At 60.1% G+C, this 25831-nt stretch carries 26 protein-coding genes; 16 read left to right on the top strand and 10 right to left on the bottom strand.

The window, feature by feature from the left end; all coding sequences use genetic code 11:
* Window positions 1-27: 27 nt before the first annotated feature.
* Entirely contained in the window at window positions 28-585 is a 558-nt protein-coding gene (locus T3A99_RS03715) for an NADPH-dependent FMN reductase (RefSeq protein WP_047225771.1), read from the bottom strand.
* 184 nt (window positions 586-769) lie between these two features.
* On the opposite strand from T3A99_RS03715, the gene T3A99_RS03710 reads away from it, so the two are divergent.
* Together T3A99_RS03710 and T3A99_RS03705 are read left to right on the top strand one after the other, a co-directional pair.
* Complete coding sequence (locus T3A99_RS03710; RefSeq protein ID WP_047225770.1) at window positions 770-1033, top strand: hypothetical protein; 264 nt, start codon at window positions 770-772, stop codon at window positions 1031-1033.
* An 86-nt stretch (window positions 1034-1119) separates the two neighbouring features.
* Window positions 1120-2013, top strand: a complete 894-nt coding sequence (locus T3A99_RS03705) for a LysR substrate-binding domain-containing protein (protein ID WP_047225769.1) — start codon at window positions 1120-1122, stop codon at window positions 2011-2013.
* On the opposite strand, the gene T3A99_RS03700 is transcribed toward T3A99_RS03705, so the two are convergent.
* From T3A99_RS03700 to T3A99_RS03685, 4 genes are all read right to left on the bottom strand, one after another.
* Window positions 1979-2593, bottom strand: a complete 615-nt coding sequence (locus T3A99_RS03700; protein WP_047225768.1) for a GNAT family N-acetyltransferase — start codon at window positions 2591-2593, stop codon at window positions 1979-1981. The two genes, T3A99_RS03705 and T3A99_RS03700, sit on opposite strands and share 35 nt — an antisense overlap.
* Window positions 2594-2865: 272 nt before the next feature.
* Window positions 2866-3627: a DNA polymerase III subunit epsilon gene (gene dnaQ / locus T3A99_RS03695; RefSeq protein WP_047225767.1), complete on the bottom strand. Its 762-nt coding sequence runs from the start codon at window positions 3625-3627 to the stop codon at window positions 2866-2868.
* 239 nt (window positions 3628-3866) lie between these two features.
* Entirely contained in the window at window positions 3867-4319 is a 453-nt protein-coding gene (gene rnhA, locus T3A99_RS03690; protein WP_047225766.1) for a ribonuclease HI, read from the bottom strand.
* A gap of 89 nt (window positions 4320-4408) precedes the next feature.
* Window positions 4409-5167, bottom strand: coding sequence for a class I SAM-dependent methyltransferase (locus T3A99_RS03685; RefSeq protein ID WP_047225765.1), 759 nt, complete (start codon window positions 5165-5167; stop codon window positions 4409-4411).
* A 65-nt stretch (window positions 5168-5232) separates the two neighbouring features.
* Between T3A99_RS03685 and gloB the strand changes: the two genes are divergently transcribed.
* From gloB to fabI, 8 genes are all read left to right on the top strand, one after another.
* Window positions 5233-6000: a hydroxyacylglutathione hydrolase gene (gene gloB / locus T3A99_RS03680; RefSeq protein WP_076384423.1), complete on the top strand. Its 768-nt coding sequence runs from the start codon at window positions 5233-5235 to the stop codon at window positions 5998-6000.
* Window positions 6001-6099: 99 nt separating this feature from the next.
* Complete coding sequence (locus tag T3A99_RS03675) at window positions 6100-7530, top strand: transglycosylase SLT domain-containing protein (RefSeq protein WP_274090120.1); 1431 nt, start codon at window positions 6100-6102, stop codon at window positions 7528-7530.
* 162 nt (window positions 7531-7692) lie between these two features.
* Entirely contained in the window at window positions 7693-9525 is a 1833-nt protein-coding gene (locus tag T3A99_RS03670) for an extracellular solute-binding protein (RefSeq protein ID WP_076384419.1), read from the top strand.
* Window positions 9522-11375, top strand: coding sequence for an extracellular solute-binding protein (locus tag T3A99_RS03665; RefSeq protein WP_322833949.1), 1854 nt, complete (start codon window positions 9522-9524; stop codon window positions 11373-11375). The genes T3A99_RS03670 and T3A99_RS03665 overlap by 4 nt, the downstream gene beginning before the upstream one ends.
* A gap of 3 nt (window positions 11376-11378) precedes the next feature.
* Window positions 11379-12452, top strand: coding sequence for a microcin C ABC transporter permease YejB (locus T3A99_RS03660; protein WP_047225760.1), 1074 nt, complete (start codon window positions 11379-11381; stop codon window positions 12450-12452).
* A 1-nt stretch (window position 12453) separates the two neighbouring features.
* Window positions 12454-13473 (top strand): ABC transporter permease, encoded by a 1020-nt coding sequence (locus tag T3A99_RS03655; protein WP_047225759.1) that lies wholly within the window; start codon window positions 12454-12456, stop codon window positions 13471-13473.
* 1 nt (window position 13474) lies between these two features.
* Window positions 13475-15085: an ABC transporter ATP-binding protein gene (locus tag T3A99_RS03650; RefSeq protein ID WP_076384417.1), complete on the top strand. Its 1611-nt coding sequence runs from the start codon at window positions 13475-13477 to the stop codon at window positions 15083-15085.
* A 19-nt stretch (window positions 15086-15104) separates the two neighbouring features.
* Window positions 15105-15899, top strand: coding sequence for an enoyl-ACP reductase FabI (gene fabI / locus T3A99_RS03645; protein WP_003202751.1), 795 nt, complete (start codon window positions 15105-15107; stop codon window positions 15897-15899).
* A gap of 254 nt (window positions 15900-16153) precedes the next feature.
* Here the strand turns inward: fabI and T3A99_RS03640 are convergent, their stop codons facing one another.
* Window positions 16154-17116: a sensor domain-containing diguanylate cyclase gene (locus T3A99_RS03640; RefSeq protein WP_322834130.1), complete on the bottom strand. Its 963-nt coding sequence runs from the start codon at window positions 17114-17116 to the stop codon at window positions 16154-16156.
* Between the two features lie 137 nt (window positions 17117-17253).
* On the opposite strand from T3A99_RS03640, the gene T3A99_RS03635 reads away from it, so the two are divergent.
* Window positions 17254-18078, top strand: coding sequence for a helix-turn-helix transcriptional regulator (locus T3A99_RS03635; protein ID WP_305465983.1), 825 nt, complete (start codon window positions 17254-17256; stop codon window positions 18076-18078).
* A gap of 28 nt (window positions 18079-18106) precedes the next feature.
* Here the strand turns inward: T3A99_RS03635 and T3A99_RS03630 are convergent, their stop codons facing one another.
* Complete coding sequence (locus tag T3A99_RS03630) at window positions 18107-18694, bottom strand: LysE family translocator (RefSeq protein WP_274090121.1); 588 nt, start codon at window positions 18692-18694, stop codon at window positions 18107-18109.
* Between the two features lie 203 nt (window positions 18695-18897).
* Here T3A99_RS03630 and T3A99_RS03625 point away from each other — a divergent pair, with 203 nt between their 5' ends.
* Window positions 18898-20352 (top strand): TrkH family potassium uptake protein, encoded by a 1455-nt coding sequence (locus tag T3A99_RS03625; RefSeq protein WP_107322352.1) that lies wholly within the window; start codon window positions 18898-18900, stop codon window positions 20350-20352.
* Window positions 20353-20431: 79 nt separating this feature from the next.
* Here the strand turns inward: T3A99_RS03625 and T3A99_RS03620 are convergent, their stop codons facing one another.
* On the bottom strand, window positions 20432-20896 hold the full coding sequence (locus T3A99_RS03620) for a hypothetical protein (protein ID WP_322833948.1): 465 nt from the start codon (window positions 20894-20896) through the stop codon (window positions 20432-20434).
* A gap of 144 nt (window positions 20897-21040) precedes the next feature.
* Here T3A99_RS03620 and T3A99_RS03615 point away from each other — a divergent pair, with 144 nt between their 5' ends.
* From T3A99_RS03615 to T3A99_RS03605, 3 genes are all read left to right on the top strand, one after another.
* Window positions 21041-22123, top strand: coding sequence for a bifunctional transcriptional activator/DNA repair enzyme AdaA (locus T3A99_RS03615; RefSeq protein WP_047225752.1), 1083 nt, complete (start codon window positions 21041-21043; stop codon window positions 22121-22123).
* A gap of 23 nt (window positions 22124-22146) precedes the next feature.
* Complete coding sequence (locus T3A99_RS03610; RefSeq protein ID WP_139049959.1) at window positions 22147-22764, top strand: DNA-3-methyladenine glycosylase family protein; 618 nt, start codon at window positions 22147-22149, stop codon at window positions 22762-22764.
* 191 nt (window positions 22765-22955) lie between these two features.
* Complete coding sequence (locus tag T3A99_RS03605; RefSeq protein WP_288911778.1) at window positions 22956-23444, top strand: GFA family protein; 489 nt, start codon at window positions 22956-22958, stop codon at window positions 23442-23444.
* 135 nt (window positions 23445-23579) lie between these two features.
* Here the strand turns inward: T3A99_RS03605 and T3A99_RS03600 are convergent, their stop codons facing one another.
* The gene (locus tag T3A99_RS03600; RefSeq protein ID WP_076384407.1) at window positions 23580-24185 is read right to left on the bottom strand and encodes a tRNA-(ms[2]io[6]A)-hydroxylase; all 606 of its coding nucleotides are present in this window, start codon (window positions 24183-24185) and stop codon (window positions 23580-23582) included.
* A gap of 159 nt (window positions 24186-24344) precedes the next feature.
* On the opposite strand from T3A99_RS03600, the gene T3A99_RS03595 reads away from it, so the two are divergent.
* Window positions 24345-25208 carry a universal stress protein gene (locus T3A99_RS03595; protein ID WP_274090122.1) on the top strand — a complete coding sequence of 288 codons (864 nt, stop codon included), beginning with the start codon at window positions 24345-24347 and terminating at the stop codon, window positions 25206-25208.
* 27 nt (window positions 25209-25235) lie between these two features.
* Here T3A99_RS03595 and T3A99_RS03590 read toward each other — a convergent pair whose 3' ends face one another.
* Window positions 25236-25706: a DUF1289 domain-containing protein gene (locus T3A99_RS03590; protein WP_047225747.1), complete on the bottom strand. Its 471-nt coding sequence runs from the start codon at window positions 25704-25706 to the stop codon at window positions 25236-25238.
* Window positions 25707-25831 lie beyond the last annotated feature (125 nt).

Genomic DNA, 25831 nt, shown 5'->3' with positions numbered 1-25831 from the left:
GCTATGCATGCCTGAAAATGCCGGGCATCAGGCCTTTTTGTGCTGTTCAACCCACTTGCCATAGGCATCAATGAATTTCTGCAGAAACGGCCTCACCGACTCAGACAGCTCGCCCTGCTCATCGAACGCGCTCCCCGCACCGGCCAGATAAGCCTCCGGCTGTTGCATGCAAGGCACATCGAGGAAAACCAGGGACTGGCGCAAATGATGATTGGCACCGAAACCACCCATGGCTCCCGGCGAGGCACTGATCACCGCACCCGGTTTACCGCTCAGGCAGCTCTTGCCGTAAGGCCGCGAGCCGACGTCAATGGCATTTTTCATCGGGGCCGGAACCGAGCGGTTGTATTCAGGCGTGACAAACAGCAATGCGTCGGCCGCGCCAACCTGCTCACGGAAAGTGCTGTAGGCTGGTGGGGGTGTGACGTCAATATCTTCGTTGTAGAGCGGCAGGTCGCCTATCTCGATGATTTCCAGCTTCAGGTTGCTCGGCGCCAGATCCGCCAGGGCCAGAGCCAGCTTGCGATTGATCGAAGCCTTGCGCAGGCTCCCCACTAAAACGGCCACGGTGTAGACATTACTCATTGGACACTTCTCGACGATGGGTTCAAGGGAGCCCCATTTATAGATGATCGGGCGAACAATTGGACCAGCGGAGAACCGAAAACCTTCCTTCTGGACTATTTTTTTCATGTAGGAAAACTTACCGCGCTTGACCAAGGTCTACAGAACCGCAAATCGAGTGATTTATTTCCAGAGGTTCTAAGCAATGGCAGCAGTACTTGTCGGACAATTTCATGCGCGGGACGCCGAAGGTCGCGTCTATTCAGTGCATGAATACCAAGAATCGACCCCGTCGCCCGACGGTAACGGCAAGGAGCCTGTGACGACTTTCAAGCTGGCGATCGGAGATCGCGTCAACCAACTCGAAGACGGCAAATTCATGCTGGTGCAGTCCCAGATTGAATTAACCCGCGAACCGGAAACGCTACCGCCCGCTCAAACGCCCGCTGAAACGCTAATTGCCTCATAACCTGTTGTTATGAGCAGAAGTCATGCCCGGACTTGGGTTAGGATTCAGCCACTCAATGGCTCTCCCGCCCAACATGGACTGCTTGCATGCGTTTACGCCACATCGAAGTGATCCAGGCGCTGTTGCAGACCGGCCACCTCGGCACGGCGGCTGAATGGCTGCAATTACCGGTGGCAGAGGTGGAGGCGACGCTGCGCGATGCCGAGCTGCAGTTGGGTTTCATGCTGTTTGCCAGTGTGCGCGGGCGATTGCAGGCGACTCGCGAAGCCCTTGAGTTGCGCGACGGCATCACCCGCGTGTATGACACCCTCGAACCGGTGCAACGCCTGGCCAGCAGCCTGAAACACTATCAGGCGCCGCCCCTGCGCATCATTTGCACCCCACCGCTGGCCCAGCAGTTACTGCCTCAAAGTATCGCTGCCCTGCGTCGACGCCATCCGGACGCCCCTTGCACCCTGCTCAGCCAACCGACCCGAGACATTGTTCAGAGCCTTCTGCTGCGCGACAGTGACTTGGGCCTTAGTCTGCACGACCCCGAACACTCCGACATCCAGTGCCAGATGATCGCCCAGGGCAAACTGCAATTGCTGGCGCCCCACGGCTGGCTGCAACCGCGGCAAAAATACATTTCGGTTCAGGATCTGGCCGGCCAGTCGCTGGTGGGCCTGGATGGCCACGACCCGCTGAGCCCTGCGTTCGACCATAAGCTGGCGGCGCTACGCCCCGCGCCGGTCATCCAGATCCGCGTACAGACCCATCAGATGATGCGCGCCATGGTCGAGGCTGGTGAAGGGCTTGCCATCGTCGACCCCTTCACCGCTTCAGGTGCCAAGGACGGCGGGCTGGACGTATGCCCGGTATCGCCCGCCATTCCCATCTGCCTGTATGCGCTGAGTCTGAATGGCACGGCGACCTCTCCCACCCTCCAGTCGCTGCTGGAACTGATTACGGAACAAGCCGAGGCGCTGTTGGGCCACTGATCGCCATGCCCAGTGGATCGTCGAACAACCGGTACCAGAACAACGCCACCTCGGCGGTATGACGGTCAATGCCGCGATAGCGCAGGTGATCGATCCCGCCCAGCACGTAACCGCAACGCTCATAGAGCCGGCACGCGCCCAGATTGTTGTTCTGGGTTTCGAGCATGATGCCCGGCAGTTTTTTCTTGCGGCTCCAGAAATGAGCGACGTCCAGCAATGCCCTGGCCACACCGTGGCGACGGGCCGGGGCATGCACGGCAAGCTCATCGATGTGGGCAAAACCGTTCCAGTTGGTACTTACCACCAGATGCCCTACCGGTTGGTCATCGAGGTAAGCCATGAAGATCTCGCTGTCCGGAGCGTCCCGGAAACTGCTGAATTCCTCAGGATCGATGCCATAGCATTTACGATAAGGGGCAATGGGCGTCACTGGCCATTGGCTCACCGGCCGACCCACCTGCGCCGTCCCATAGGCGCTGACCTCGAAACTGAAGTCGCTGCCCCAGATGTAGGCGGCAAAGCCGTCATCGACGACACGCACCGACAGGCCGGGGTGCTTGGGATTCATGACCGGCTGCATACTGGGAAAAGTCCTCATTCCTTGAGACAACCAACGGCGCTCTGCCATCCATTGCCCTTGCCTCTCGAAACTTCATACATCAAGCGGGTATCCGTAGCCTGCCCGTTACCTCAGGTTAGAAGGTACTGGCGATTGTGGCGAGAAATGAATGAAGACTGCCCTTGTGGGAGCGAGCCTGCTCGCGATGGGATCTCCATGGTCCAACAGACAGACCGAGCCGCCTGCATTGCGAGCAGGCTCGCTCCCACAAAGGGTACGACCGTGGCGCAAGATCAGTTCGCCGCGGCCTGGGATTCGACCAGTTGCGTCCACAGTGCCGGAGCACCGGCAGATTTGGCGATAGCTTCCAGACGCGCGGCATGTTCGGCCAGGTCGTTTTCGCTGGCGCGAAGGATCCGGCCTGGCGTGCGGTCAGCGGGCAAACGACGGATTTCCGTTGCCTGGTTACCTGAACCCTCACCCGTGCCATTGCCATCGGAGGCGTTGCCGGCCAGGGACAGGCTGGTCTGGCCACCCGTCATGGTCAGGTAGACGTCGGCGAGAATCTCCGAGTCGAGCAAGGCGCCGTGCAGTTCACGACCGGAGTTGTCGACGCCGTAGCGCTTGCACAAGGCATCGAGGCTGTTGCGCTGCCCCGGGTGCCGTTCCCGAGCCATCATCAAGGTATCGAGGATGGTGCAGTGCCGGGTGATATCGGCCCGGTCGTGCTGCCCCATCAGGGCAAACTCGTTGTTGATGAAGCCAACGTCGAACGCCGCGTTATGGATGATCAGCTGCGCACCCTGGATGAACTCGAAGAACTCATCGGCCACTTCAGCGAAGCGCGGCTTGCCCACCAGGAACTCGTTGGTGATGCCGTGGACGCCGATGGCGCCTTCATCACTTTCGCGGTCCGGTTGCAGGTAAACATGGAAATGGCGACCGGTCAGGCGTCGGCCGATCAGCTCGACACAGCCGATTTCGATAATCCGGTGACCATCGGTCACCGGCATGCCGGTGGTTTCGGTATCCAGTACAACAGATCTGTTGGCCATCAGTGTTCAGCTCTCAACGGGCATGCTTGCAAAAGCGGCGATGTTAACACGCTCCGGTAACGAGGGGACTTACCTGAAACCTGGCTTATGGGAGCGAAGCTGTGGGAGCAAAGCTTGCTCGCGATGAAGATAATGCGGTCTTTCAGGAAAACCAGGGCGCCTGTGTCGCGAGCAAGCTTTGCTACCACACAAGCTCACTCGCCACAGATCATCCTGTTCAGGCCCCGACACCACTCGTATCAGGCCTGCTTGAAACCCCGCACCTCATCCACCCCACGGTTGGCCAACTGGTCGGCCCGTTCGTTACCGTGATGGCCGATATGGCCGCGCACCCATTTCCAGGTAACGTTGTGACGGTTGACCTGCTCGTCGAGCAGTTTCCACAGATCGGCGTTCTTCACCGGCTCTTTCGCAGCGGTTTTCCAGCCACGCTTCTTCCAGTTGGCCATCCACTCATTGATGCCTTTCATCACATATTGCGAGTCGGTCACCAGCAATACGTCGCAAGGCCGCTTAAGCTCTTCCAGACCCCGAATAGCGCCCATCAGCTCCATACGGTTGTTGGTGGTATTGGTTTCACCGCCCCAGAGTTCCTTCTCGACACCCTTGCATACCAGCAGCGCCCCCCAGCCACCCGGGCCGGGATTGCCCTTGCAGGCGCCGTCAGTGAAGAGTTCTACGCTATCGCTCATGCCAATCCATCCAGAAAAAAATGCAAAGGCCTGCCGGACGGGAACGACAATGCCCGCAACCGAAATGCCGCCAGACCATCAGAAAAGGGTTAAGGCTCGATGTGGCGACGATTGACCTTGGCCATCGGCAAGGGAATCAGCTTGCCCATCGGCTCGCGTCGCGCCTGACGAACCGGGCGCAGCCCGACCGCAATCTTGCGCGCCACCAATAAATAGAAGCCGCCGCCGGACAGTTGCCACTCACCGGCCTTGCGCTCCCAGCCGGCCAGACGGGCCTGCCACTTGGGCGACGCAAGCGGCGGACGATAGCATCCGAAGCGGCGTTTCTCCAGCGCGAAGCCCAGCAGGTTGAGCCAGTCACCGACCCTTGACGCCGAGATGCAGCGAGCCTGACGCAAAGCATCGTGAGCGAACACGTGACGCAACCCCCAACTGCTCCAGGGATTGATGCCAATGATCAGCAGATGCCCGCCAGGACGGACGCTGCTGGCGGCTTCGCGCAGCAGCCCGTGCGGGGAGAGACAGAAATCCAGCCCGTGCTGCATCACCACCACATCGGCGGCATGCTCGCTCAACGGCCAGGCCTGCTCTTCGCAAACGATCTCCACGCCAGGCAATGGTGCCCCCAGGCGCACATTGCGCTGAACCTGCGGCGCCGACGGCGGGGTCTGCGCCGAAGGCCCGTAGTGCACCAGATAGCCACCAAAGAAACGGCCCAGCTCGTCTTCGAGCATGCGCCGCTCCTCTTCCAGCAAAAATTGCCCGACAGGGCCGGACAGCCACTCACGAGCGGCGCTGATCAACGCAAGCCAGTCGGGATCAGCCTGAGCGAACGCTTCATCGGTCATTGCATTCTCCAACGCGTCAGGAAGTTCTAAGATGCGCCTTTGTTTTCTGCTTGGCGAATTCCGCGATGATACAGATCAGTGCCCTGCCCGCGTTCACCGATAACTACATCTGGTTGTTACAGGACCACGCCACTCAACGCTGCGCCGTCGTCGACCCCGGCGACGCCACGCCGGTGCAGGCCTGGCTCGACGCCCATCCAGGCTGGGTCCTGAGCGACATCCTGATCACCCACCATCATCACGACCATGTCGGCGGCGTCCAGGCACTGAAAAACGCGACACACGCCACCGTCTACGGCCCGGCCAGTGAAAACATCCCGGCGCGGGACGTGGCGCTGCAGGACAACGACCAGCTCAGCGTCCTCGGCTGGGACTTCGATGTCTACGCCGTACCCGGCCACACCCTGGGGCATATCGCGTATTACCATCATGGCTTGCTGTTCTGTGGCGACACCCTGTTTGCCGCCGGTTGTGGGCGACTCTTCGAAGGCACGCCTGCACAAATGCATCAGTCCCTCAGCCGCCTGGCCTCTCTGCCTGAGGATACGCTGGTCTACTGTACCCATGAATACACCCTCAGCAATCTTAGATTCGCCGCTGCGGTAGAGCCGGGCAACCCGGACATTGCCGCGCGCCTGGAAAAAGTCAGCCAGCAACGCAACGCCGGCGTCATGACCCTGCCCTCGACCCTGGCACTTGAAAAGCTCACCAATCCGTTCCTGCGTACCGCTGAAACATCCGTTAAACAAAAAGCAGACGAACGGAACGGCCAGCGTAACCAGACGCCGAGTGAGGTTTTTGCGGCCTTGAGGGCGTGGAAAGATAAGTTCTAAGGCCGCTGGCGTTTGATACAAAAATTCTGAAAGGTTGACCTGTTGGGGTGCGCTTCCTAGAATCGGCCGACATTTTTGCCCGGAACTTACTTCCAGCCAATGTCGTCATCTATACGTAAGTCCGTCCAGTCAGACATATTGACCCGCTTGGCTCAAGCTGTCGCAGTGGCTGTGTCCGCCACCCTGGCGGGCTGCCAGAGCACGAGCCAGGTGCCGCAGAGCGATGTGGCGCACACGCCGAACATCGCCGCTCGCGCCAAACAGAAGCCCATCTGGCTCACTGAAAAACCCGTCCCTCAAGTGCCTCAGGACGTCTGGGAGCGTATGCGCCAGGGCTTCCAGCTGCAGGAAACCGCCGGCGTCAACCCGCGTATCGAGCAGCAACGCCTGTGGTTCGCCAGCAATCCATCCTTTCTGGAAAACGCCGGCGAACGCGGCAGCCTGTACATTCATTACATCGTCGAACGCCTTGAAGAACGCAACATGCCCCTGGAGCTGGCGCTGCTGCCGGTGATCGAAAGCGCCTACAACCCCATGGCTTATTCCCGGGCCCATGCGGTGGGCCTGTGGCAGTTCATCCCGTCCACGGGGCGCTACTTCAACCTGCGCCAGACCCGCTTCTATGATGGGCGTCGCGACATCACGGCCTCTACCACGGCCGCGATGGATTACCTGACGCGCCTGCACGACATGTTCAACGGCGACTGGCTGTTGGCGCTGGCTGCCTACAACGCAGGCGAGGGAACGGTCAGCCGCGCCATCGAGCGCAACGAAAAACTTGGCTTGCCCACCGATTACTGGAACCTGCCGCTGCCCAGCGAAACCCAGGCCTATGTGCCGAAGTTGCTGGCATTGTCCCAGGTCGTACTTTCTCCCGAGGCCTACGGCGTCAACCTCAACCCGATCGCCAACGAACCGTACTTCCAGGTCGTCGAGATCAACCAGCGCATGGACCTGTCCAAAGTCGCGGCGGTGGCTGACATCGACGAAGACGAGCTGTTCCAGCTCAACCCGGCTTTCAAGCAGCGCACCACCATCGATGGCCCGCAGCACCTGCTGGTGCCCACGTCCAAGGCCCAGTTGTTGACCGCCAGCCTGTCCACCATGCGTCCGGAAGAACTGATCAGCAAACGATCGCTCCAACCGGTTTTTGACTCAGCCGAAGAAAGCACGGTGGCGGGCGCCAAGCGCACCTATCGCGTCAAGCGTGGCGATAACCTGGGGCTGATCGCCAAGGCCAACAACGTTCAGATCAAAGACTTGCAACGCTGGAACAGATTGAGCGGCAACAAACTCAAGATCGGCCAGACCCTGGTCATGCAAGACACCCGCAAACGCGTCAACACGGTAGTCGCTGCCAGCAGCAAGAATAAAAAGAAACAAACCCAGTACAAGGTCAAGCAAGGCGACTCGCTGTACGTGGTAGCCAAACGCTTCAACGTGGAAATGCAGCACCTCAAGCGCTGGAATCCACGGGTAGGCAAGGCACTGAAGCCTGGGCAGATGCTGACGGTTTACTCTCCGCACTAAGCCTGACTGAAGAGAGGGCTGCTTCGCAGCCCAGCGGGAGCAAGCTCCCTCGCCACGGTTTCGGGTAATCCCTGAAGCTTTCGGCTCCCGCCTTTTTCCTGCCGATACAAGCTGTTACTGTACGGGCCATAAAGCCCAAGCCGCCTGGATCGGATCTCAGACTTGATACGTCCCCTCCTCCTGCTCCTGATCAGCCTGGCCTTGAGCTCTCCCGCCGGCGCAACCATTAGCGAAAGCCATGGTTATGCGCAGTTCGGCACGCTCAAGTACCCGGCCAGATTCACCCACTTCGACTGGGTCAACCCGCAAGCGCCCAAGGGCGGTATCTTGCGGGTCATGGCATTTGGCACCTTCGATACGCTCAATCCCTATACTTTCAAGGGCAGCAGCCCAGTTTCCACGCCCAACTTCTTGCAATACGGCATCAACGAGCTGAACGAACCGCTGATGGTTGGCACCGGTCAGTATGCGCCTTCCGGCGACGAGCCGACGTCGAGCTATGGCCTGATCGCCCGGTCAGTGGAATACAGCGAAGACCGCAGTTGGGTGGTGTTCAACCTCAGACCCGAAGCCCGTTTCCACGACGGCGTGCCGATTACCGCCTATGACGTGGCGTTCTCCTACAGAACGCTGCTCAAGGAAGGTCATCCGCAGTACCGCACCAACCTTCAGGAAGTGCTACGGGTCGACATCCTCAACCCGCTGAAAATCCGCTTTGTGTTCAAGCGTACGGGCAACCCGCTGCTGATCCTGCGCCTGGGTGAGTTACCGGTGCTGCCCCAGCATTACTGGAAAGACCGCGACTTCAAGGCCACCACCTTCGAACCGCCCTTGGGCAGCGGCCCTTACCGGATTACCAAAGTGCAGCCTGGTCGCCAGTTGGTGTTTGAGCGGGTCAAGAATTACTGGGGCAAGGACCTGCCGGTCAATCGCGGCAAATACAACTATGACCGGATGGACGTGGAGTTCTACCGCGACAGTGAAGTGGCTTTTGAAGCCTTCAAGGCCGGGGAATTCGACATCTACATTGAACACCAGGCCAAAAACTGGGCCAACGGCTACCGGTTCCCGGCGGTCAATCGCGGCGAGGTGATCAAGGCGCAGATTGCTCACCAGATCCCGACCCAGACCCAGGGTCTGTTCATGAATACCCGGCGCAGCACGTTCGCCCAGGTCAAGGTTCGTGAAGCCCTGGGGCTGATGTTCGACTTCGAGTGGACCAACCGCACGCTCTTCAGCGGTGCCTACAAGCGCACCCTCAGCTACTACCCCAACAGTGAATTCTCCGCCAGCGGTCTTCCGGTGGGCCACGAATGGCTGCTGCTCAAGCCGTACCGGGAACAACTACCGCCCGCATTGTTCACCCAACCCTTCAGCCTGCCCAAGACCGACGGGCGGGGCATCCCCCGGGAAACCCTGCGCAAAGCCCTGGGATTGCTGAAGGAAGCCGGGTGGACCATCCACGGCCAGCGCCTGCTCAACGCCGACAGCCAGCCCCTGCGCTTCGAGATCCTGCTGGTGAACCCGAACCTGGAGCGCATCCTGCAGCCCTACGTGGAAAACCTCGCCAGCATCGGCATCCAGGCCCGCCTGCGTACGGTGGATCGCGCTCAATACAAGCAGCGTCTGGACCAGTTCGACTTCGACATGATCCTGCTGACCCTGGGGCAAACCCTCAGCCCGGGTCTTGAGCAATGGCAGTACTTCCATTCCAGCCAGGCGGGGGTCAAGGGCAGCAAGAACTACGCCGGCATCAACAACCCGGTGGTCGATCACCTGCTGGAAAAGCTCCTGTCTGCCCGCACCCGTGACGAACAGGTCGCCGCCGGCAAAGCCCTGGACCGTGTGCTGCTGTGGCAGCACTACTGCATCCCTAACTGGTATCTCAATTATCATCGCCTGGCCTACCGTAACCGGTTTGCCTTTGTCACTACGCCGCCCTACACCCTGGGTTTGAGCGCATGGTGGCTGAAATCTTCGGAGAAAGATCAATGAAGCCTTTACGCGCCCTGCTCCTGCAGGCCAGCGGCCTGTTGTTCGCCGGACTGGCCTGTGCCGCACCGCAGCACGCCTTGACCTTGTACAACGAGCCGCCGAAATACCCGGCCGACTTCAAGCATTTCGATTATGTGAACCCTGACGCCCCCAAGGGCGGGATTTTTCGTCAGGGCGGGTTTGGTGGCTTCGACAGCCTCAACCCTTTTATCAGCAAGGGGGTCCCCGCCGATGACATCGGCCTGATCTACGACACCCTGGCCAAACAAGGCCTGGACGAACCCTTCACCGAATATGGCCTGATCGCCGAAAAAATCGAGAAGGCCCCGGACAATGCCTGGGTGCGCTTCTACCTGCGGCCCGAAGCCCGCTTCAACGACGGCCGTCCCGTACGCGCCGAGGACGTGGTGTTCAGCTTCCAGACCTTGACCAAGGACGGCGCTCCGATGTTCCGCGGTTATTACAACGACGTGGCCGAAGTCATCGCCGAAGAACCGCTCAAGGTGCTGTTCAAGTTCAAGCACACCAATAACCGCGAATTGCCGCTGATCCTCGGCCAACTGCCGGTATTGCCCAAGCATTGGTGGGCCGGACGCGAATTCAACAAGGGCAACCTGGAGATCCCCCTCGGCAGCGGCCCGTATAAGGTCGCCGAAGTGAAGGCTGGCCGCTCGATTCGCTATGAACGCGTGAAGGACTATTGGGGCAAGGACCTGCCGGTCAACCGCGGCTTCTACAACTTCGACGTGCTGACCACCGACTACTATCGCGACAACACCGTGGCGGTCGAGGCACTGAAGGCCGGGCAGTTCGATTTCTGGCTGGAAATGGCTGCCAAGAACTGGGCCAACGCCTACAACATCCCGGCCGTGACCGAAGGCCGGCTGATCAAGGAACAGATCCCCAACGGCAACCCCACCGGCATGCAGGGCTTTGTCTACAACCTGCGCCGCCCGGTCTTCCAGGACGTGCGGGTGCGCAAGGCCTTGAGCCTGCTGCTGGACTTCGAATGGACCAACAAACAACTGTTCCACGGTGCCTACGCCCGCACCCGCAGTTATTTCGAAAACTCGGAGATGGCCGCCACCGGCCTGCCCGGCGAAGACGAGCTGAAGATCCTCGAGCCGTTGCGTGGCAAGATCCCCGAGCAGGTGTTCACCCAGGCCTTCCAGCCTTCGGTATGCGACGGCAGCGGCATGATTCGTGACCAGCAGCGCAAGGCCTATCAATTGCTGCAAGAGGCCGGCTGGCGCATCGTCGACGACAAGATGGTCGATGCCCAGGGCAAACCCGTGGTGCTGGAGTTCCTGCTGGCCCAGACCGAATTCGAGCGGGTGCTGCTGCCGTTCAAGCGTAACCTCAGTGACCTGGGCATCGAACTGGTGATCCGCCGGGTCGACGTGTCCCAATACATCAATCGCGTGCGCTCGCGGGATTTCGACCTGATCGTGGGCAGTTTCCCGCAGTCCAGCTCGCCGGGTAACGAACAGCGCGAGTTCTGGATGTCGGCCGCCGCCGATAATCCCGGCAGCCGCAACACCATGGGCCTGAAGGACCCCGCCGTCGACCAACTGGTGGAGCAACTGATCAACGCCGACTCACGCAAGAGCCTGGTGGCCCACGCCCGGGCGCTGGACCGGGTGTTGCAATGGGGCTACTACGTGATCCCCAACTGGCACATCAAGACCTGGCGCGTAGCCTACTGGAACCACATCGGCCATCCAAAAATCACCCCGACCTACGACATCGGCACCACCACATGGTGGGTCAAGCCAGAGGTCAAGCCTTCCATCGAGGTGGAAAAACAGGTCATCGAGCAAAAAATCGTCGCCCCGGCGAGTGTGGAGTAACCGATGCTGGCTTATATCTTTCGGCGTCTATTGCTCATCATCCCGACCCTGTTTGGCATCCTGCTGATCAACTTCGTGATCATCCAGGCCGCGCCCGGCGGGCCGGTGGAGCAGATGATCGCCAAACTCGAAGGTTTCGAAGGCGCCACCAGCCGCATTGCCGGTGGCGGTGCTGAAGTGTCGGTGGCCGGCTCCGCCTATCGCGGCGCCCAGGGGCTGGACCCGGCGCTGGTCAAGGAAATCGAGCGCATGTACGGCTTCGACAAGTCGGCGCCGGAACGCCTGTGGATCATGATCAAGAATTACGCTCGCCTGGATTTCGGTGACAGTTTTTTCCGAGACGCCAAGGTCATCGACCTGATCAAGGAAAAAATGCCGGTCTCCATCTCGCTAGGGCTGTGGAGTACGCTGATCATGTACCTGGTGTCGATCCCGCTGGGGATCGCCAAGGCGACGCGGCATGGCAGTCATTTCGACGTCTGGACGAGTTCGGCGATCATCGTCGGCTATGCCATCCCGGCGTTCCTGTTCGCCATCCTGCTGATCGTGGTGTTTGCCGGCGGCAGCTATTTCAACTGGTTCCCGCTACGGGGGCTGACGTCCAACGATTTCGACGAACTGAGCATGGGCGGCAAGATCCTCGACTATTTCTGGCACCTGGCCTTGCCCGTGACGGCCCTGGTGATCGGCAACTTTGCCACCATGACCCTGCTGACCAAGAACAGCTTCCTCGATGAAATCAACAAGCAGTACGTGGTCACCGCCAAGGCCAAGGGCCTGACCCGCAATCGGGTGCTCTATGGTCATGTGTTCCGCAACGCCATGCTGCTGGTGATTGCCGGCTTCCCTTCGGCGTTCATCGGAATCTTCTTCACCGGCTCGTTGCTGGTAGAGGTTATTTTTTCCCTTGATGGCCTCGGTTTGATGAGTTTCGAGGCGGCAATCAACCGTGACTACCCGGTGGTCTTCGGCACCCTGTTCATCTTCACCTTGCTGGGGCTGGTGGTGAAACTGATCGGTGACCTGACCTACACCTTTGTCGATCCACGCATCGACTTCGAAAGCCGGGAGCATTGAGATGAACCTGTCCCCCCTCAATCGCCGTCGTTTCGAACTGTTCAAGGCCAACAAGCGTGGCTGGTGGTCGCTGTGGCTGTTCCTGATCCTGTTCGGGCTCAGCCTGGGCGCCGAGTTGATCGCCAATGACAAGCCGCTGGTGGTGCACTACGACGACGGCTGGTACTTCCCGGCACTCAAGCGCTACCCGGAAACCACGTTCGGCGGCGAATTTCCGCTGGAAGCCAACTACAAGAGCCCATACATCCGCGAACTGCTGGCCGCCAAGGACGCGTGGGTGCTGTGGGCACCGATCCCGTTCAGCTACCAGAGCATCAATTACGACCTGAAGGTCCCCGCCCCGGCACCGCCCTCCTCGGTCAACTGGCTGGGCACCGACGACCAGGGCCGCGATGTGCTGGCCCGGGTGATCTATGGTTTCCGTGTTTCGGTGCTGTTCGCTCTGACACTGACCCTCCTCAGCTCAATCATCGGCGTGATCGCCGGCGCCTTGCAGGGCTTTTACGGCGGATGGGTCGACCTGGCCGGCCAGCGTTTCCTGGAGATCTGGTCGGGGCTGCCGGTGCTTTACCTGTTGATCATCCTGGCCAGCTTCGTGCAGCCGAACTTCTGGTGGTTGCTGGGCATCATGCTGCTGTTCTCCTGGATGAGCCTGGTGGACGTGGTCCGCGCCGAGTTCCTGCGCGGGCGCAACCTGGAATACGTGCGTGCCGCGCGGGCATTAGGCATGCAGAACGGCGCGATCATGTTCCGCCACATCCTGCCCAACGCCATGGTCTCGACCATGACGTTTATGCCGTTCATCCTCACCGGGGCCATCGGCACCCTCACGGCCCTGGATTTCCTCGGGTTTGGCTTGCCTCCGGGCGCTCCGTCCCTGGGTGAACTGGTGGCCCAAGGCAAATCCAACCTGCAGGCGCCGTGGCTTGGCATCAGCGCGTTTGCCGTACTGGCGATCATGCTGAGCCTGCTGGTGTTCATCGGCGAGTCCGCTCGCGATGCCTTCGATCCGAGGAAGTGAAATGAATCAGGACAATCTGATCGAAGTGCGCGACTTGGCCGTGGAGTTCATCGTCGGCGAACGTCGCCAACGGGTGGTCGAAGGCGTCAGTTTTGACATCAAGCGTGGCGAAACCATGGCTCTGGTCGGCGAAAGCGGCTCAGGCAAGTCGGTGACCGCCCACTCGATCCTGCGGTTGCTGCCCTACCCGCTGGCCCACCATCCAAGCGGGACCATCCAGTACGCCGGCCAGGATTTGCTCGGGTTGAAAGAAAAGACTATCCGCCACATCCGGGGTAACCGGATCGCGATGATCTTTCAGGAGCCGATGACGTCCCTCAATCCGCTGCATTGCATCGAGAAGCAGATCAATGAAGTGCTGGGCATTCACAAGGGGCTGTCCGGTAAGGTCGCTACCCGTCGCACCTTGGAGTTGCTGGAACTGGTGGGCATCCCCGAGCCGCACAAGCGCCTCAAGGCCCTGCCCCACGAACTGTCCGGTGGCCAGCGCCAGCGAGTGATGATCGCCATGGCCCTGGCCAACGAACCAGAGCTGCTGATTGCCGACGAACCGACCACGGCACTGGACGTCACCGTCCAGCTGAAAATCCTCGAATTACTCAAGGATTTGCAGGCGCGGCTGGGCATGTCGCTGCTGTTGATCAGCCACGATTTGAACCTGGTGCGAAGAATTGCTCATCGCGTATGTGTCATGCAGCGCGGTTGCATCGTCGAACAGGCATCGTGCGAAGAGCTGTTCCGCGCGCCGCAGCATCCGTACACTCGGGAACTGCTGGCCGCCGAACCCAGCGGCAATCCGGCGACCAACGTGGTCGGCCCGCCGCTGTTGCAGGTCGAGGACCTGAAAGTCTGGTTCCCGATCAAGAAAGGCCTGTTCAAACGCACGGTGGACTACATCAAGGCCGTGGACGGTATCCGCTTCAGCCTGCCCCAGGGCCAGACCCTGGGTATCGTTGGCGAAAGCGGCTCCGGCAAGTCCACCCTGGGGCTGGCGATCTTGCGGTTGATCGGCAGCCAGGGGGGGATCCGCTTTGAAGGCAAGCAGCTGGACTGCCTGTCGCAGCAACAGGTCCGGCCACTGCGCCGGGAGATGCAAGTGGTGTTTCAGGACCCGTTCGGCAGCCTGAGCCCACGGATGTGTGTAAGCCAGATCGTCGGCGAAGGCCTGCGGATCCACAAGATCGGCACCGCAGCCGAGCAGGAACAAGCGATAATCGCGGCATTGAAGGAGGTAGGCCTGGATCCGGAGACCCGGAACCGCTACCCCCATGAATTTTCCGGAGGGCAGCGGCAGCGTATCGCCATTGCCCGGGCCCTGGTGCTCAAGCCGGCGTTGATTCTGCTGGATGAACCGACGTCGGCCCTGGACCGTACCGTGCAACGCCAGGTGGTGGAGCTGTTGCGGTCGCTGCAAACCAAGTACAACCTGACGTACCTGTTTATCAGCCATGACCTGGCTGTCGTCAAAGCGCTAAGCCACCAGTTGATGGTGGTCAAGCATGGCCAAGTGGTCGAACAAGGTGATGCCCGCAGCATATTCGCCGCGCCGCAACACCCCTATACACAGCAGTTGCTGGAGGCCGCTTTCCTGGCCCCAACAACTGCCGAATAACCTGAAAGAGGAGCAACACATGGGTTTTCTCGCCGGTAAGCGCGTACTGATCGTCGGTGTCGCCAGCAAGCTGTCCATCGCATCCGGCATCGCCGCCGCCATGCATCGCGAGGGCGCTGAGCTTGCCTTCACTTATCAGAACGACAAACTCAAGGGTCGCGTCGAAGAGTTCGCACAAGGCTGGGGTTCGAGCCCTGAGCTGTGCTTCCCGTGCGACGTGGCCAGCGATGAAGAAATCGCCAAGGTTTTCGAAGAACTGAGCAAGAAGTGGGACGGCCTGGACTGCATCGTGCACTCCGTGGGCTTCGCCCCGGGCGATCAACTGGACGGCGACTTCACCGAAGCCACCACCCGCGAAGGCTTCCGCATTGCCCACGACATCAGCGCCTACAGCTTCGTGGCCCTGGCCAAAGCCGGTCGTGAAATGATGAAAGGCCGCAACGGCAGCTTGCTGACCCTGTCGTACCTGGGCGCCGAGCGCACCATGCCGAACTACAACGTGATGGGCATGGCCAAGGCTTCCCTGGAAGCAGGCGTGCGTTACCTGGCCGGCTCCCTGGGCCCGGATGGCACCCGCGTCAATTGCGTATCGGCCGGTCCAATCCGTACCCTCGCCGCTTCCGGCATCAAGAACTTCCGCAAAATGCTGGCCGCCAACGAAGCGCAGACTCCGCTGCGTCGCAACGTCACCATCGAGGAAGTCGGCAACGCCGGCGCCTTCCTGTGCTCGGACCTGGCCTCGGGCATCAGCGGTGAAATCATGTACGTGGACGGCGGCTTCAACACCACCGCCATGGGTAACATCGAAGAGTAATCTTCACGTCACATCCGCTGCGTAAAAACGCCGCTTGTCCTGAAAAGGGACAAGCGGCGTTTTTTATTCCGCTCTGGTCATGGCGGCGGGTCAGCTTGCATTCGTGTTGAATGGGCCACCGCTATCGCGAGCAGGCTCGCTCCCACATTTTCCGAGTTGCTCATAGACTTCGGGCAAACCACAAATCCCCTGTGGGAGCGAGCCTGCTCGCGATGACGATGGACCTGCACACATAAGGGCTTGATGTGACGCCGTCAGCGCGAGCCAGCCTGTTTTTGAATGTACATCGCCTCATCAGCATCCGCCAAAAGGCTGTCGATGGACTGATGACGCTTCGGGTCATAGTCGATCTGGCCCACGCTGAAACGGATGTCATAGCCACGCTGCAACATCGCATTGCGCTCATCAAGGATTTCCCTGAGTCGCGCCATGATCGCCGAGGTTTCGACATGGGCAGAGCCGGTGAGCAGCGCCACGAACTCATCGCCACCCAAACGACCGATCACATCACTTTCGCGAAAGGCGATGCGTAGCACGTCGGCAAACGTTTTTAGTGCCGTATCGCCCTCGACGTGTCCGAAGCGGTCGTTGATGAGCTTGAAGTCGTTGAGGTCGAAGAACAGCAGTGTTGCCGGACGCGACAGGCGCTCGCAAACGCTCAGCGCATGCTGGGCCAACGTCTTGAAACCACGTCGATTGGACAGCAAGCTCAGTTCGTCCATGCTCGCCATCTGCACAGCAATCATTTCCTGCTCGGCCATGCTGGCCAAGTCGCGCAGCAGTTCGCGCTCTTCGTCATTGAGCTTGCGCGGCTTGGTGTCCAGCAAGCACAGGGTTCCAAGCTTGCTGCCGTCATCCAGTGCCAACGGCTGCCCGGCGTAGAAACGAATGCCGGGTTTATCGGTGACAAACGGGTTGTCGCGAAACCGCTCGTCCTGCTCCGCGTCGCAAACCTCCATAATCTGATCCTGCAAAATGGCGTGTGCACAAAATGAAACGTCGCGTCCGGACTCACTGGCGTCCAGGCCTGCATTGGATTTGAACCACTGACGGTTGGCATCCACCAGCGACACCAGCGCAATGGGCACATCGAACAAACGCCGGGCAAGGCGAGTCAGGCGGTCGAAGCGCTCCTCGGGCGCAGTGTCGAGCAATTTGAGCGAGTGCAAATTCTTGAGGCGAACGGCTTCGTTATCCGGTTTACCAGGCGCAAGCATCGGAAACTCCATAGAGAGGGCTTGTTGAAGTCTAGCCCAGGCCCTCTCCTCTTCAAACCGAACGGCCAAATCAGACAGGCATTTCTCGACGGGGCCGAATACACTGCGACACAGGTTCAAGACGAGGACGCCGACCGATGAAGCCCGCCCCCCACGACGACGCCCCACGTTTCTGGCGTGATGCAGCGCTGCCCTTCATCGAAGCCCGGGGCATCGCCGATGGACGCAAGGTCTGCTATTCGCGTCATTCCCATGACCACTTTTCCATCGGGGCGATCACGGCCGGGCGCAGCACCTACCTGCATGAGCAATCGAATTTCCAGGTAGAGAGCGGTACGGTCGTATTGATGAACCCCGGCGATGTCCATGCGTGCAACCCGATCAATGATCAGCCATGGTCGTATGTAATGCTGTACGTTGACACCCAGTGGCTGACGGACTTGCAGCGCCGAATCGGCTTTGACGAGACCCTGGGTTTTCAGGGCTTCGCCACCACCCACAGCCGCGACATCGAGCTGTTTGCCGCCTTACAGGGTTTGTACGGCCAACTGGTGGATGAGCGGATCGACATCGCCCGCAAACACGCCGCCGCCGAAGCGTTTTTCATCGACCTGCAACACCGGCTCAACCCAGCCGGGCGCCCGGACCGTGGCAGCCACCCGGGATTGATGCGAGCGGCGCAGTTTATCCATGACCATTGCAGCGAGGCCTTGAAACTTGAAGACATCTGCGCCGCCGCACAACTTTCGCCGTCGTACCTGAGCCGGGCCTTCAAGCGCCATTACGGCATGACGCCCCATGCTTTCCTGGTCAATCGTCGGATCCAGTTCGCCCGTCGGCAGTTACGCGAAGGCAAGCTGATTGCCGATGTCGCACTGGACAGCGGGTTTGCCGACCAGGCGCATTTCCAGCGTGCGTTCAAACAACACCTGGCCGCCACACCGGGCCAATATCGCGGTTGATTCCCGATCCTGCTTTCGCGGGGATGGCTCAAGGCAACAACAAATACACCGCACTGACCACCAGCAACGCCGCCATCGTCCGATTGAACAGGCGCATGGTCGCCGGGTTGCCCAGCCAGACCCGCAGAAAACTGCCGGCATAGGCCCAGCAGCCCACCGAGAGATAACAGATCACCAGGTAGATAGCCGCAAACTGCCACACCAACCGCGCCTCACCATCGGCCACGAACGCTCCCATCCCAGCCACACAGGCCAGCCACGCCTTGGGGTTGAGCCACTGCATCAACGCGCCGTAAAACATCGACGGCGCCCGCTCCTCGTCTCCGACGCCCAACTGCCCGTTGTCCATCGCCAGTTTCCAGGCCATGAACAACAGAAAACCCACGCCCCCCAGTTGCACCACTCGCGTGAGGCCGGGCCAGCGCTGCAGCACTTCGTGCAACCCCAGCCCCATCAACACCAGCAGCAAGACAAACCCCAGGGTGGCCCCGGCCACGTGACGCAAGGTGGCACGAAAGCCGAATCGCGCCCCGGAACTGAGGGCTACAATATTCACCGGCCCGGGAGTGATGGACGCGACCAGTGCAAACGCCGCCATGGAAATAATCAGACTCATTGCATACCTTCTTCATGTCCGTGAGGTGGCGTTCAAGGTAAATTGCACGCCACTGGCGGTATTGAACAAAACTGCCCAATGACGACGACTCACCGCGCGCCGTGCGAACAGGTGCTGTTTTCGGGCTTTTTTTTACGCAAACTTTACGCAGCGTCCGGTCAACGAAATCGATACTGGGCGGCTCATTCTTTCAGGCGTGTTTTATGTCCCTTGCGGCTGTGCGGTTTATCGGATTCATCCTCGGCATTTTCCTGATCACCCTGGCCGCGAGCATGGCAATCCCGCTTCTCACGCTGATGGTGTACGAGCGAAACGATGACCTCTCGGCGTTCTTGTGGTCGAGCCTGATCACCTTTGTCTGCGGCATCTTGCTGGTAGCACGTGGTCGGCCAGAGCACATACAACTGCGTCCGCGGGACATGTACCTGCTGACCACTGCCAGTTGGGTGGTTGTCTGCACCTTCGCCGCCTTGCCGATGGTGTTTATCCAGCACATCAGCTACACCGACGCATTCTTCGAGACGATGTCCGGCATCACCACCACCGGCTCGACCATCCTCACCGGCTTGGACAATGCCTCCCCGGGCCTGCTGATCTGGCGCTCGATGTTGCAGTGGCTCGGAGGGATCGGCTTCATCGGCATGGCAGTGGCCATCCTGCCGCTGCTGCGGGTCGGCGGCATGCGACTGTTCCAGACCGAATCATCGGACTGGTCGGAGAAAGTCACACCGCGCTCCCATGTGGCGGCGACCTACATCCTGTGGCTCTACTTAGGCTTGAGTGCCCTGGCCGCCCTGGCCTTGTGGCTGGCGGGCATGACACCTTTCGAAGCGATCAACCATGCGATGACCATGATTTCCACCGGAGGGTTCTCCACTTCGGATTCGTCCCTGGCCAACTGGTCTCAACCGGCCATCCACTGGATCTCGGTGATTATCATGATCGCCGGTGCACTGCCCTTCACCTTGTATGTCGCCACGTTGCGCGGGAACAAACGAGCGTTGCTCAGGGATCATCAGGTCCGTGGATTCCTCGGATTCCTGGTCATTACCTGGCTCGTGGTGGGCACCTGGCTGAGCCTGAACAGCGACTACGCCTGGCTGGACGCGGTGCGCATCGTAGCCGTCAACGTGACTTCGGTGGTCACCACCACCGGTGTGGCGCTGGGTGACTACTCGCTATGGGGCAGCTTTGCCCTGCTGCTATTTTTCTACCTGACGTTTGTCGGCGGTTGTTCGGGATCCACCTCCGGCGGGCTAAAGATTTTTCGTTTTCAGGTGGCCGGCGCCTTACTGATGGGCAGTTTGAAACAACTGATCCATCCGCGGGCGGTGATTCAGAAAAAATACAACAAGCACCCCATCGACGAAGAGATCGTCCGTTCGCTGCTGACGTTTTCTTTTTTCTTCACCATTACCATCGGCGCTATCGCCCTTGGGCTTGCGCTGATCGGCCTGGACTGGACGACGGCCCTCACCGGTGCCGCCACGGCCGTGTGCAACGTCGGGCCAGGACTGGGCTCAATCATCGGACCGGCCGGCAACTTCTCCACCTTGCCGGATGCGGCCAAATGGCTGCTGACCATTGGCATGCTGCTGGGTCGTCTGGAGATTCTGACCGTGCTGGTGTTGTTCACGCCGGTGTTCTGGAAGTATTGAACACTTCGGGTAATGCGAAGCCGATAAACGAAAAAAGCCGCGACGCCAATCCATAACGTCGCGGCTTTTTTTCAAGCGATCAGCGGTCGTTCTTGATCGAAGAGCTGGTCGCGTTGGTCAGTCCCTTGGTGTTGTGGGTGCCTGGCGTAGTGGTGGAAATGGCCGACGCCTTGGTCAAGCCGCGCGTGTCACGGTCCTTGGCGATGTTCGACGTGAGCGAAGCCTTGCTGGTCCGGTCGGTGCGGGTGGTACCGGTGTGTTTGCCGCTCAGGCCATGATCGCGAGTCCGGGTGCCGGTGTGGTCGCTGGTCAATCCTTTACCAAGGCCGCTGGAAGCGCTGGACTTGCCACTGCCCTGGCCACCGCCGAAACCACCACCGTGGCCGCCGCCGTTTCCACCGCCCTTACCGCCACCCCCGCCATTCCCACCACCGGCAGCGTAGCTCGCGCCAATAGGCGACAGGTCGGCGGGCAACAAGGCTGAGGCACTCAGCATCAAGGCACACACAGCGACGGCGATCAGGGATCTCTTATGTTTGGACATGATGTCTCCGAAAGACAAAAACAACGGTTGAACCTTTAAGACTCAGGGGTTCAACTTTTGTTCGTAAGCAGCCGACCAAGTGAATGGAAATTCACTGTCGATTTTCCGGTGGAGCCATCCCGGGCCTGGCTCTATGCTCCTCCCATGAACCTACACGACTCGCTGCTCCCACCCCATGCCGAGATGGTCCGCGCCATGCTCGAACGAGACACCGCCTACGAGGGGGTGTTCTTCACGGCGGTCAAGACCACCGGCATCTTCTGTCGCCCCAGCTGCACGGCGCGCAAGCCGAAGCCGGAAAACGTCGAATTTTTCGCCCACGCTGACGAAGCCATGTCGGCCGGCTACCGGGCCTGTCTGCGTTGCAAGCCGCTGGATGCCGCCGCCATCGCGCCGGCCTGGATCCAGGCGCTGCTCAAGGCCGTGGACGCCGAACCCGACCTGCGCTGGACCGACGCCTTGTTGCTGGAACAAGGCATTGAACCGCTGAAGCTGCGGCGCTGGTTCAAGCAGCATTTCGGCATGACTTTCCATGCCTACCTGCGCACCCGACGGCTGGGCATCGCCCTGGGGGGCATCAAAGAAGGGATTTCCATCGACAATGCGGCCTTTGACTCAGGCTACGAGTCCCTGAGCGGATTTCGTGACGCCTTCGTGAAGTCTTTCCACATCACACCGGGCCGCGCCGCCCACAGCGAACCCCTGCTGTTCACCCGCCTGACAACGCCACTGGGGCCGATGCTGGCCATGGCCGAACGGCGCGGCCTGGTGTTGCTGGAGTTCCTCGACCGCCCGGCCCTGACCCGGGAAATCGAAGAGTTGCAACAACGCTACGGCTATACCGTCGCCCCGGGGCACAATCCCCACTTGCAACAGATCGAAACCGAACTGGCCGACTATTTCGCTGGGAAGCTCACCTCGTTCAGCGTGCCGCTGCACATGCCCGGCAGCGCCTTCGCCGTCCGGGTCTGGGCTGAACTGGAAAAAATCCCCTACGGCGAAACCCGTAGCTACGGCAACATCGCCACTGCCCTCGGCAGTCCTGGTGCCAGCCGTGCGGTGGGACTGGCCAACGGCCAGAATCGCCTGGCCATCGTCATCCCCTGCCACCGGGTGATCGGTGCGGATGGCTCGTTGACCGGCTATGGTGGCGGGCAGCCACGCAAGGCTTTTCTGTTGCGGCTGGAAAAAGCTGCGGTGCAGGTGTCCCTGCCACTGGCATTCTGATCAGCCTGCCGAGTGAACACCTGATGCCTGTCCCGTACCACGATGCCAGCACCTTTCTGGCAAGCCTCGACGAAGACTGGCGCCGTCATGTCGAGATGATCGGCCCTTGTCTGCTGCAACCCAAACCGGCCCGCGACCCGTATGAAGCACTCGTCCGGGCGATTGCCTATCAACAATTGCATGCTAAAGCCGGCGATGCGATTCTCGGTCGCTTTCTGCGGCTGTTTCCGGGAGCGATATTCCCCAGGCCTGAGCAGATCCTGGCGACTGACTTCCAACAGATGCGCGACTGCGGATTTTCCGCCAGCAAGATCGCGACCATACAGGGCATCGCTCAAGCGACGCTGGACGAGGTGGTGCCGGACTACCCCGCGGCGCTGGCCATGGATGATGAGGCCTTGATCGAACGCTTGATCACCCTGCGCGGCGTCGGACGCTGGACCGTGGAGATGCTGCTGATCTACAGCCTGGAGCGACCCGACATCCTGCCGGCGGATGACTTTGGAGTGCGTGAGGGGTATCGGCGGCTCAAGGGTTTGGACGTCCAACCGACGCGCAAACAGATGGGTGGGATTGGACAGGCGTGGAGCCCGCATCGGACGGTGGCGGCGTGGTATTTGTGGCGGGTGCCCGGTCGCTAGAGCGCGTCATCGTTCATCGCGAGCAGGCTCGCTCCCACAGGGATTTCGGTGTTTGTGTTCACTGAAGATCAAATGTGGGAGCGAGCCCGCTCGCGATGGCTGCCGCATGGCCGGCCTGAATTCAGCTGTCAAAAAATGCCGACCGTCTAGGCTGTCCTGAGCCACTTCCCAATTGCCAACCGGAGGTTCTCATGCAGCTAGAAGGATCCTGCCATTGCGGCGCGGTGTCGTTCAGCCTCGACAGCGCCCACCCCTACCCTTATCAGCGCTGCTACTGCTCGATCTGTCGCAAGACTCAGGGTGGAGGCGGCTTTGCGATAAACCTGGGGGGCGATGCACGGAGCTTGAAGGTACGCGGTCGCAAGCACATCTCGATCTATCATGCGCGGCTCAAGAATGACGGGGATAAACGCGCCCACCGCAGCAGCGCCGAACGGCATTTCTGTTCCCTTTGCGGTTCAGGCTTGTGGCTGTTCAGCCCCGAATGGCCTGAGCTGATCCACCCGTTCGCCTCTGCCATCGATACGCCGTTGCCGGTACCGCCTGAGCACACCCATCTGATGCTGGGCTCCAAGGCGCCGTGGGTGGAAGTCGAGGCGCACGCCGGCGATCAGCAGTTCGAGATCTATCCCCAGGAGTCCATTGCCCAATGGCATGAGCGCCTGGGTTTGAGCGATTAAGGATGTAGAGCTGCGTGAGGCCTCATCGCGAGCAGGCTCGCTCCCACAGGGATTTTCGGTGTACTCATTACTTGTGTTCACTGAAGATCAAATGTGGGAGCGAGCCTGCTCGCGATGGCGTCAGGGCAAACAGCCCTATACCGCAGGCACACCACTGTGGAAGCGAAACTCCACATCCGGCGATTCAATCAGCGCCTGCTCGGCGTCACGAACCTTGTCGATCACCTGGGCGATGTCCTTGGCGTCGCCATACTGGTAGGCCAGTTTCAGGTAGCCCTGGAAATGCCGCGCTTCGCTTTTGAGCAAGCCGAAATAGAACTTGCCCAATTCTTCGTCCAGGTGCGGCACCAGGGCCTCGAAACGCTCGCAACTGCGGGCCTCGATGAAAGCGCCGACCACCAAAGTGTCCACCAGTTTGACCGGTTCGTGGCTGCGGACCACTTTGCGCAGCCCCGAGGCGTAACGCCCGGCAGAGAGCTGGCGTAAGCCGACCTTGCGTTTTTTCATCAGGCGCATCACCTGTTCGTGATGCACCAGTTCTTCCCGGGCCAGACGTGACATCAGGTTGATCAGGTCAACGTGGGAGTGGTACTTGGCGATCAGGCTCAGGGCGGTGCTGGCGGCCTTGAATTCGCAGTTCTTGTGGTCGATCAGCAGCGTCTCCTGGTCGGCCAGCGCCGCCTGGACCCAGGCATCGGGAGTGCGGCAACCAAGGAATTCATGAATTTCGGGAAGGATCATGGGGCTCACGGAAAAAGAGAGTCGAGCGAAGGGCGCCGATTATACCGGCCTGCCTCCAGACCACCAGCCACCGCCGTTGATATGCATCAAGTCGACGACTGCCATACAACAACTATAGTTGAGCAACGCCATGCCTTTTTATTGCTGGAGACGCCGATCATGCAAGCCATTCGCAGCATTCTGGTGGTCATCGACCCCGAACATTCGGAAAGCCTCGCGCTCAAGCGCGCCAAGCTGATTGCCGGTGTCACCCAGGCCCACCTGCATCTGCTGGTGTGTGACAAGAAGCATGACCATGCCGGCATGCTCAGCGTGCTGAAGGCCGCGTTGCTGGCCGACGGCTACAGTGTCACCACCGAACAGGCCTGGAACGAAAGCCTGTACGAAACCATCATCGACGTACAGCAGGCCGAAGGTTGCGGCCTGGTGATCAAGCAACATTTTCCCGACAGCCCGCTGAAAAAAGCCCTGCTCACCCCGGCGGACTGGAAATTGCTGCGCCATTGCCCGTCTCCAGTGCTGCTGGTGAAAACCGCCGGTTCCTGGAAAGACAAAGTGATCTTGGCCGCCGTCGACGTGGGCAATGCCGACGGCGAGCACCGCCACCTGCACTCCACCATCATCGATCACGGCTACGACATTGCCATCCTGGCCAAGGCGCACCTGCACGTGATCAGCGCCCATCCCACACCGATGCTGTCCTCCGCCGATCCGACGTTCCAGCTCAAGGAAACCATCGAGGCCAAATACCGCGAACAATGCCGGGCGTTCCAGGCTGAGTTCGACATCGACGACCAGCACCTGCATATCGAAGAAGGTCCGGCGGACGTCCTGATTCCATACATGGCGCGCAAGCTGCAGGCAGCGGTGACAGTGATCGGCACCGTGGCGCGTTCCGGGTTGTCAGGGGTCTTGATCGGCAATACCGCCGAAGCGGTGCTCGACACGCTGGAAAGCGACGTGCTGGTGCTCAAACCGCAGGAGGTCGAGGATCATCTGGTGGAGCTGGCGGTCAAGGACTGACACCCCTCGCCACAAAAGCCATCTCCTTCAGCCGCCAATGGCATCCTTCAGGAACCCCGGCGCGATGTAGCGCTGGTAATGGGCTTCGGACAGCAGGAAGAATTCCCGATCAATGGCGTCGCGCAGGTCCGGCAGGTCCCAGTCGCGAAATTCGGGCATCAGCACCATGCCGTAGGCTTCCAGGTTGTTGATCACCCGCGCGCCACGGGCGATCAATTGATAAGCCCAGCAATATTCCGACTGGTGCGGCACAAAACGAATCTTGCGTGTTTCCAGTTGCTGGCGCAGCAGCGCAGGATCAAAAACCTCCAGTTTGGCCACCATCACCTGGACCAGCAACTGCTCAAGCCGCATCCACACCGCGCGTTTTTCGTCCTCGTTATAGCCGTTCCAATGAATCACTTCATGGTGGAACCGCTTGCAGCCACGGCACACCAGGTCACCGTAGACAGTGGAGCAAAGGCCGACGCAGGGGGTCTTGATGAGCTGGTTGGGCATAAGGAAAAACACACGCAAAAGCAGGACAGGCCGGCATGTTAGCCCTTTGTCTAAGATTGATCACCCCTCAAACTTCAGGGGCCAACTTACGTTTATTTTTTTTTTGCCGTAGAATCAGCCAGCCT

Origin of the sequence: Pseudomonas sp. N-137 (assembly GCF_034555295.1) — a bacterium.
Classification (GTDB): domain Bacteria; phylum Pseudomonadota; class Gammaproteobacteria; order Pseudomonadales; family Pseudomonadaceae; genus Aquipseudomonas; species Aquipseudomonas rhizophila.
The sequence above is the reverse complement of the archived record's forward strand: the minus strand, read 5'-3'. Positions and strand labels throughout refer to the sequence as shown.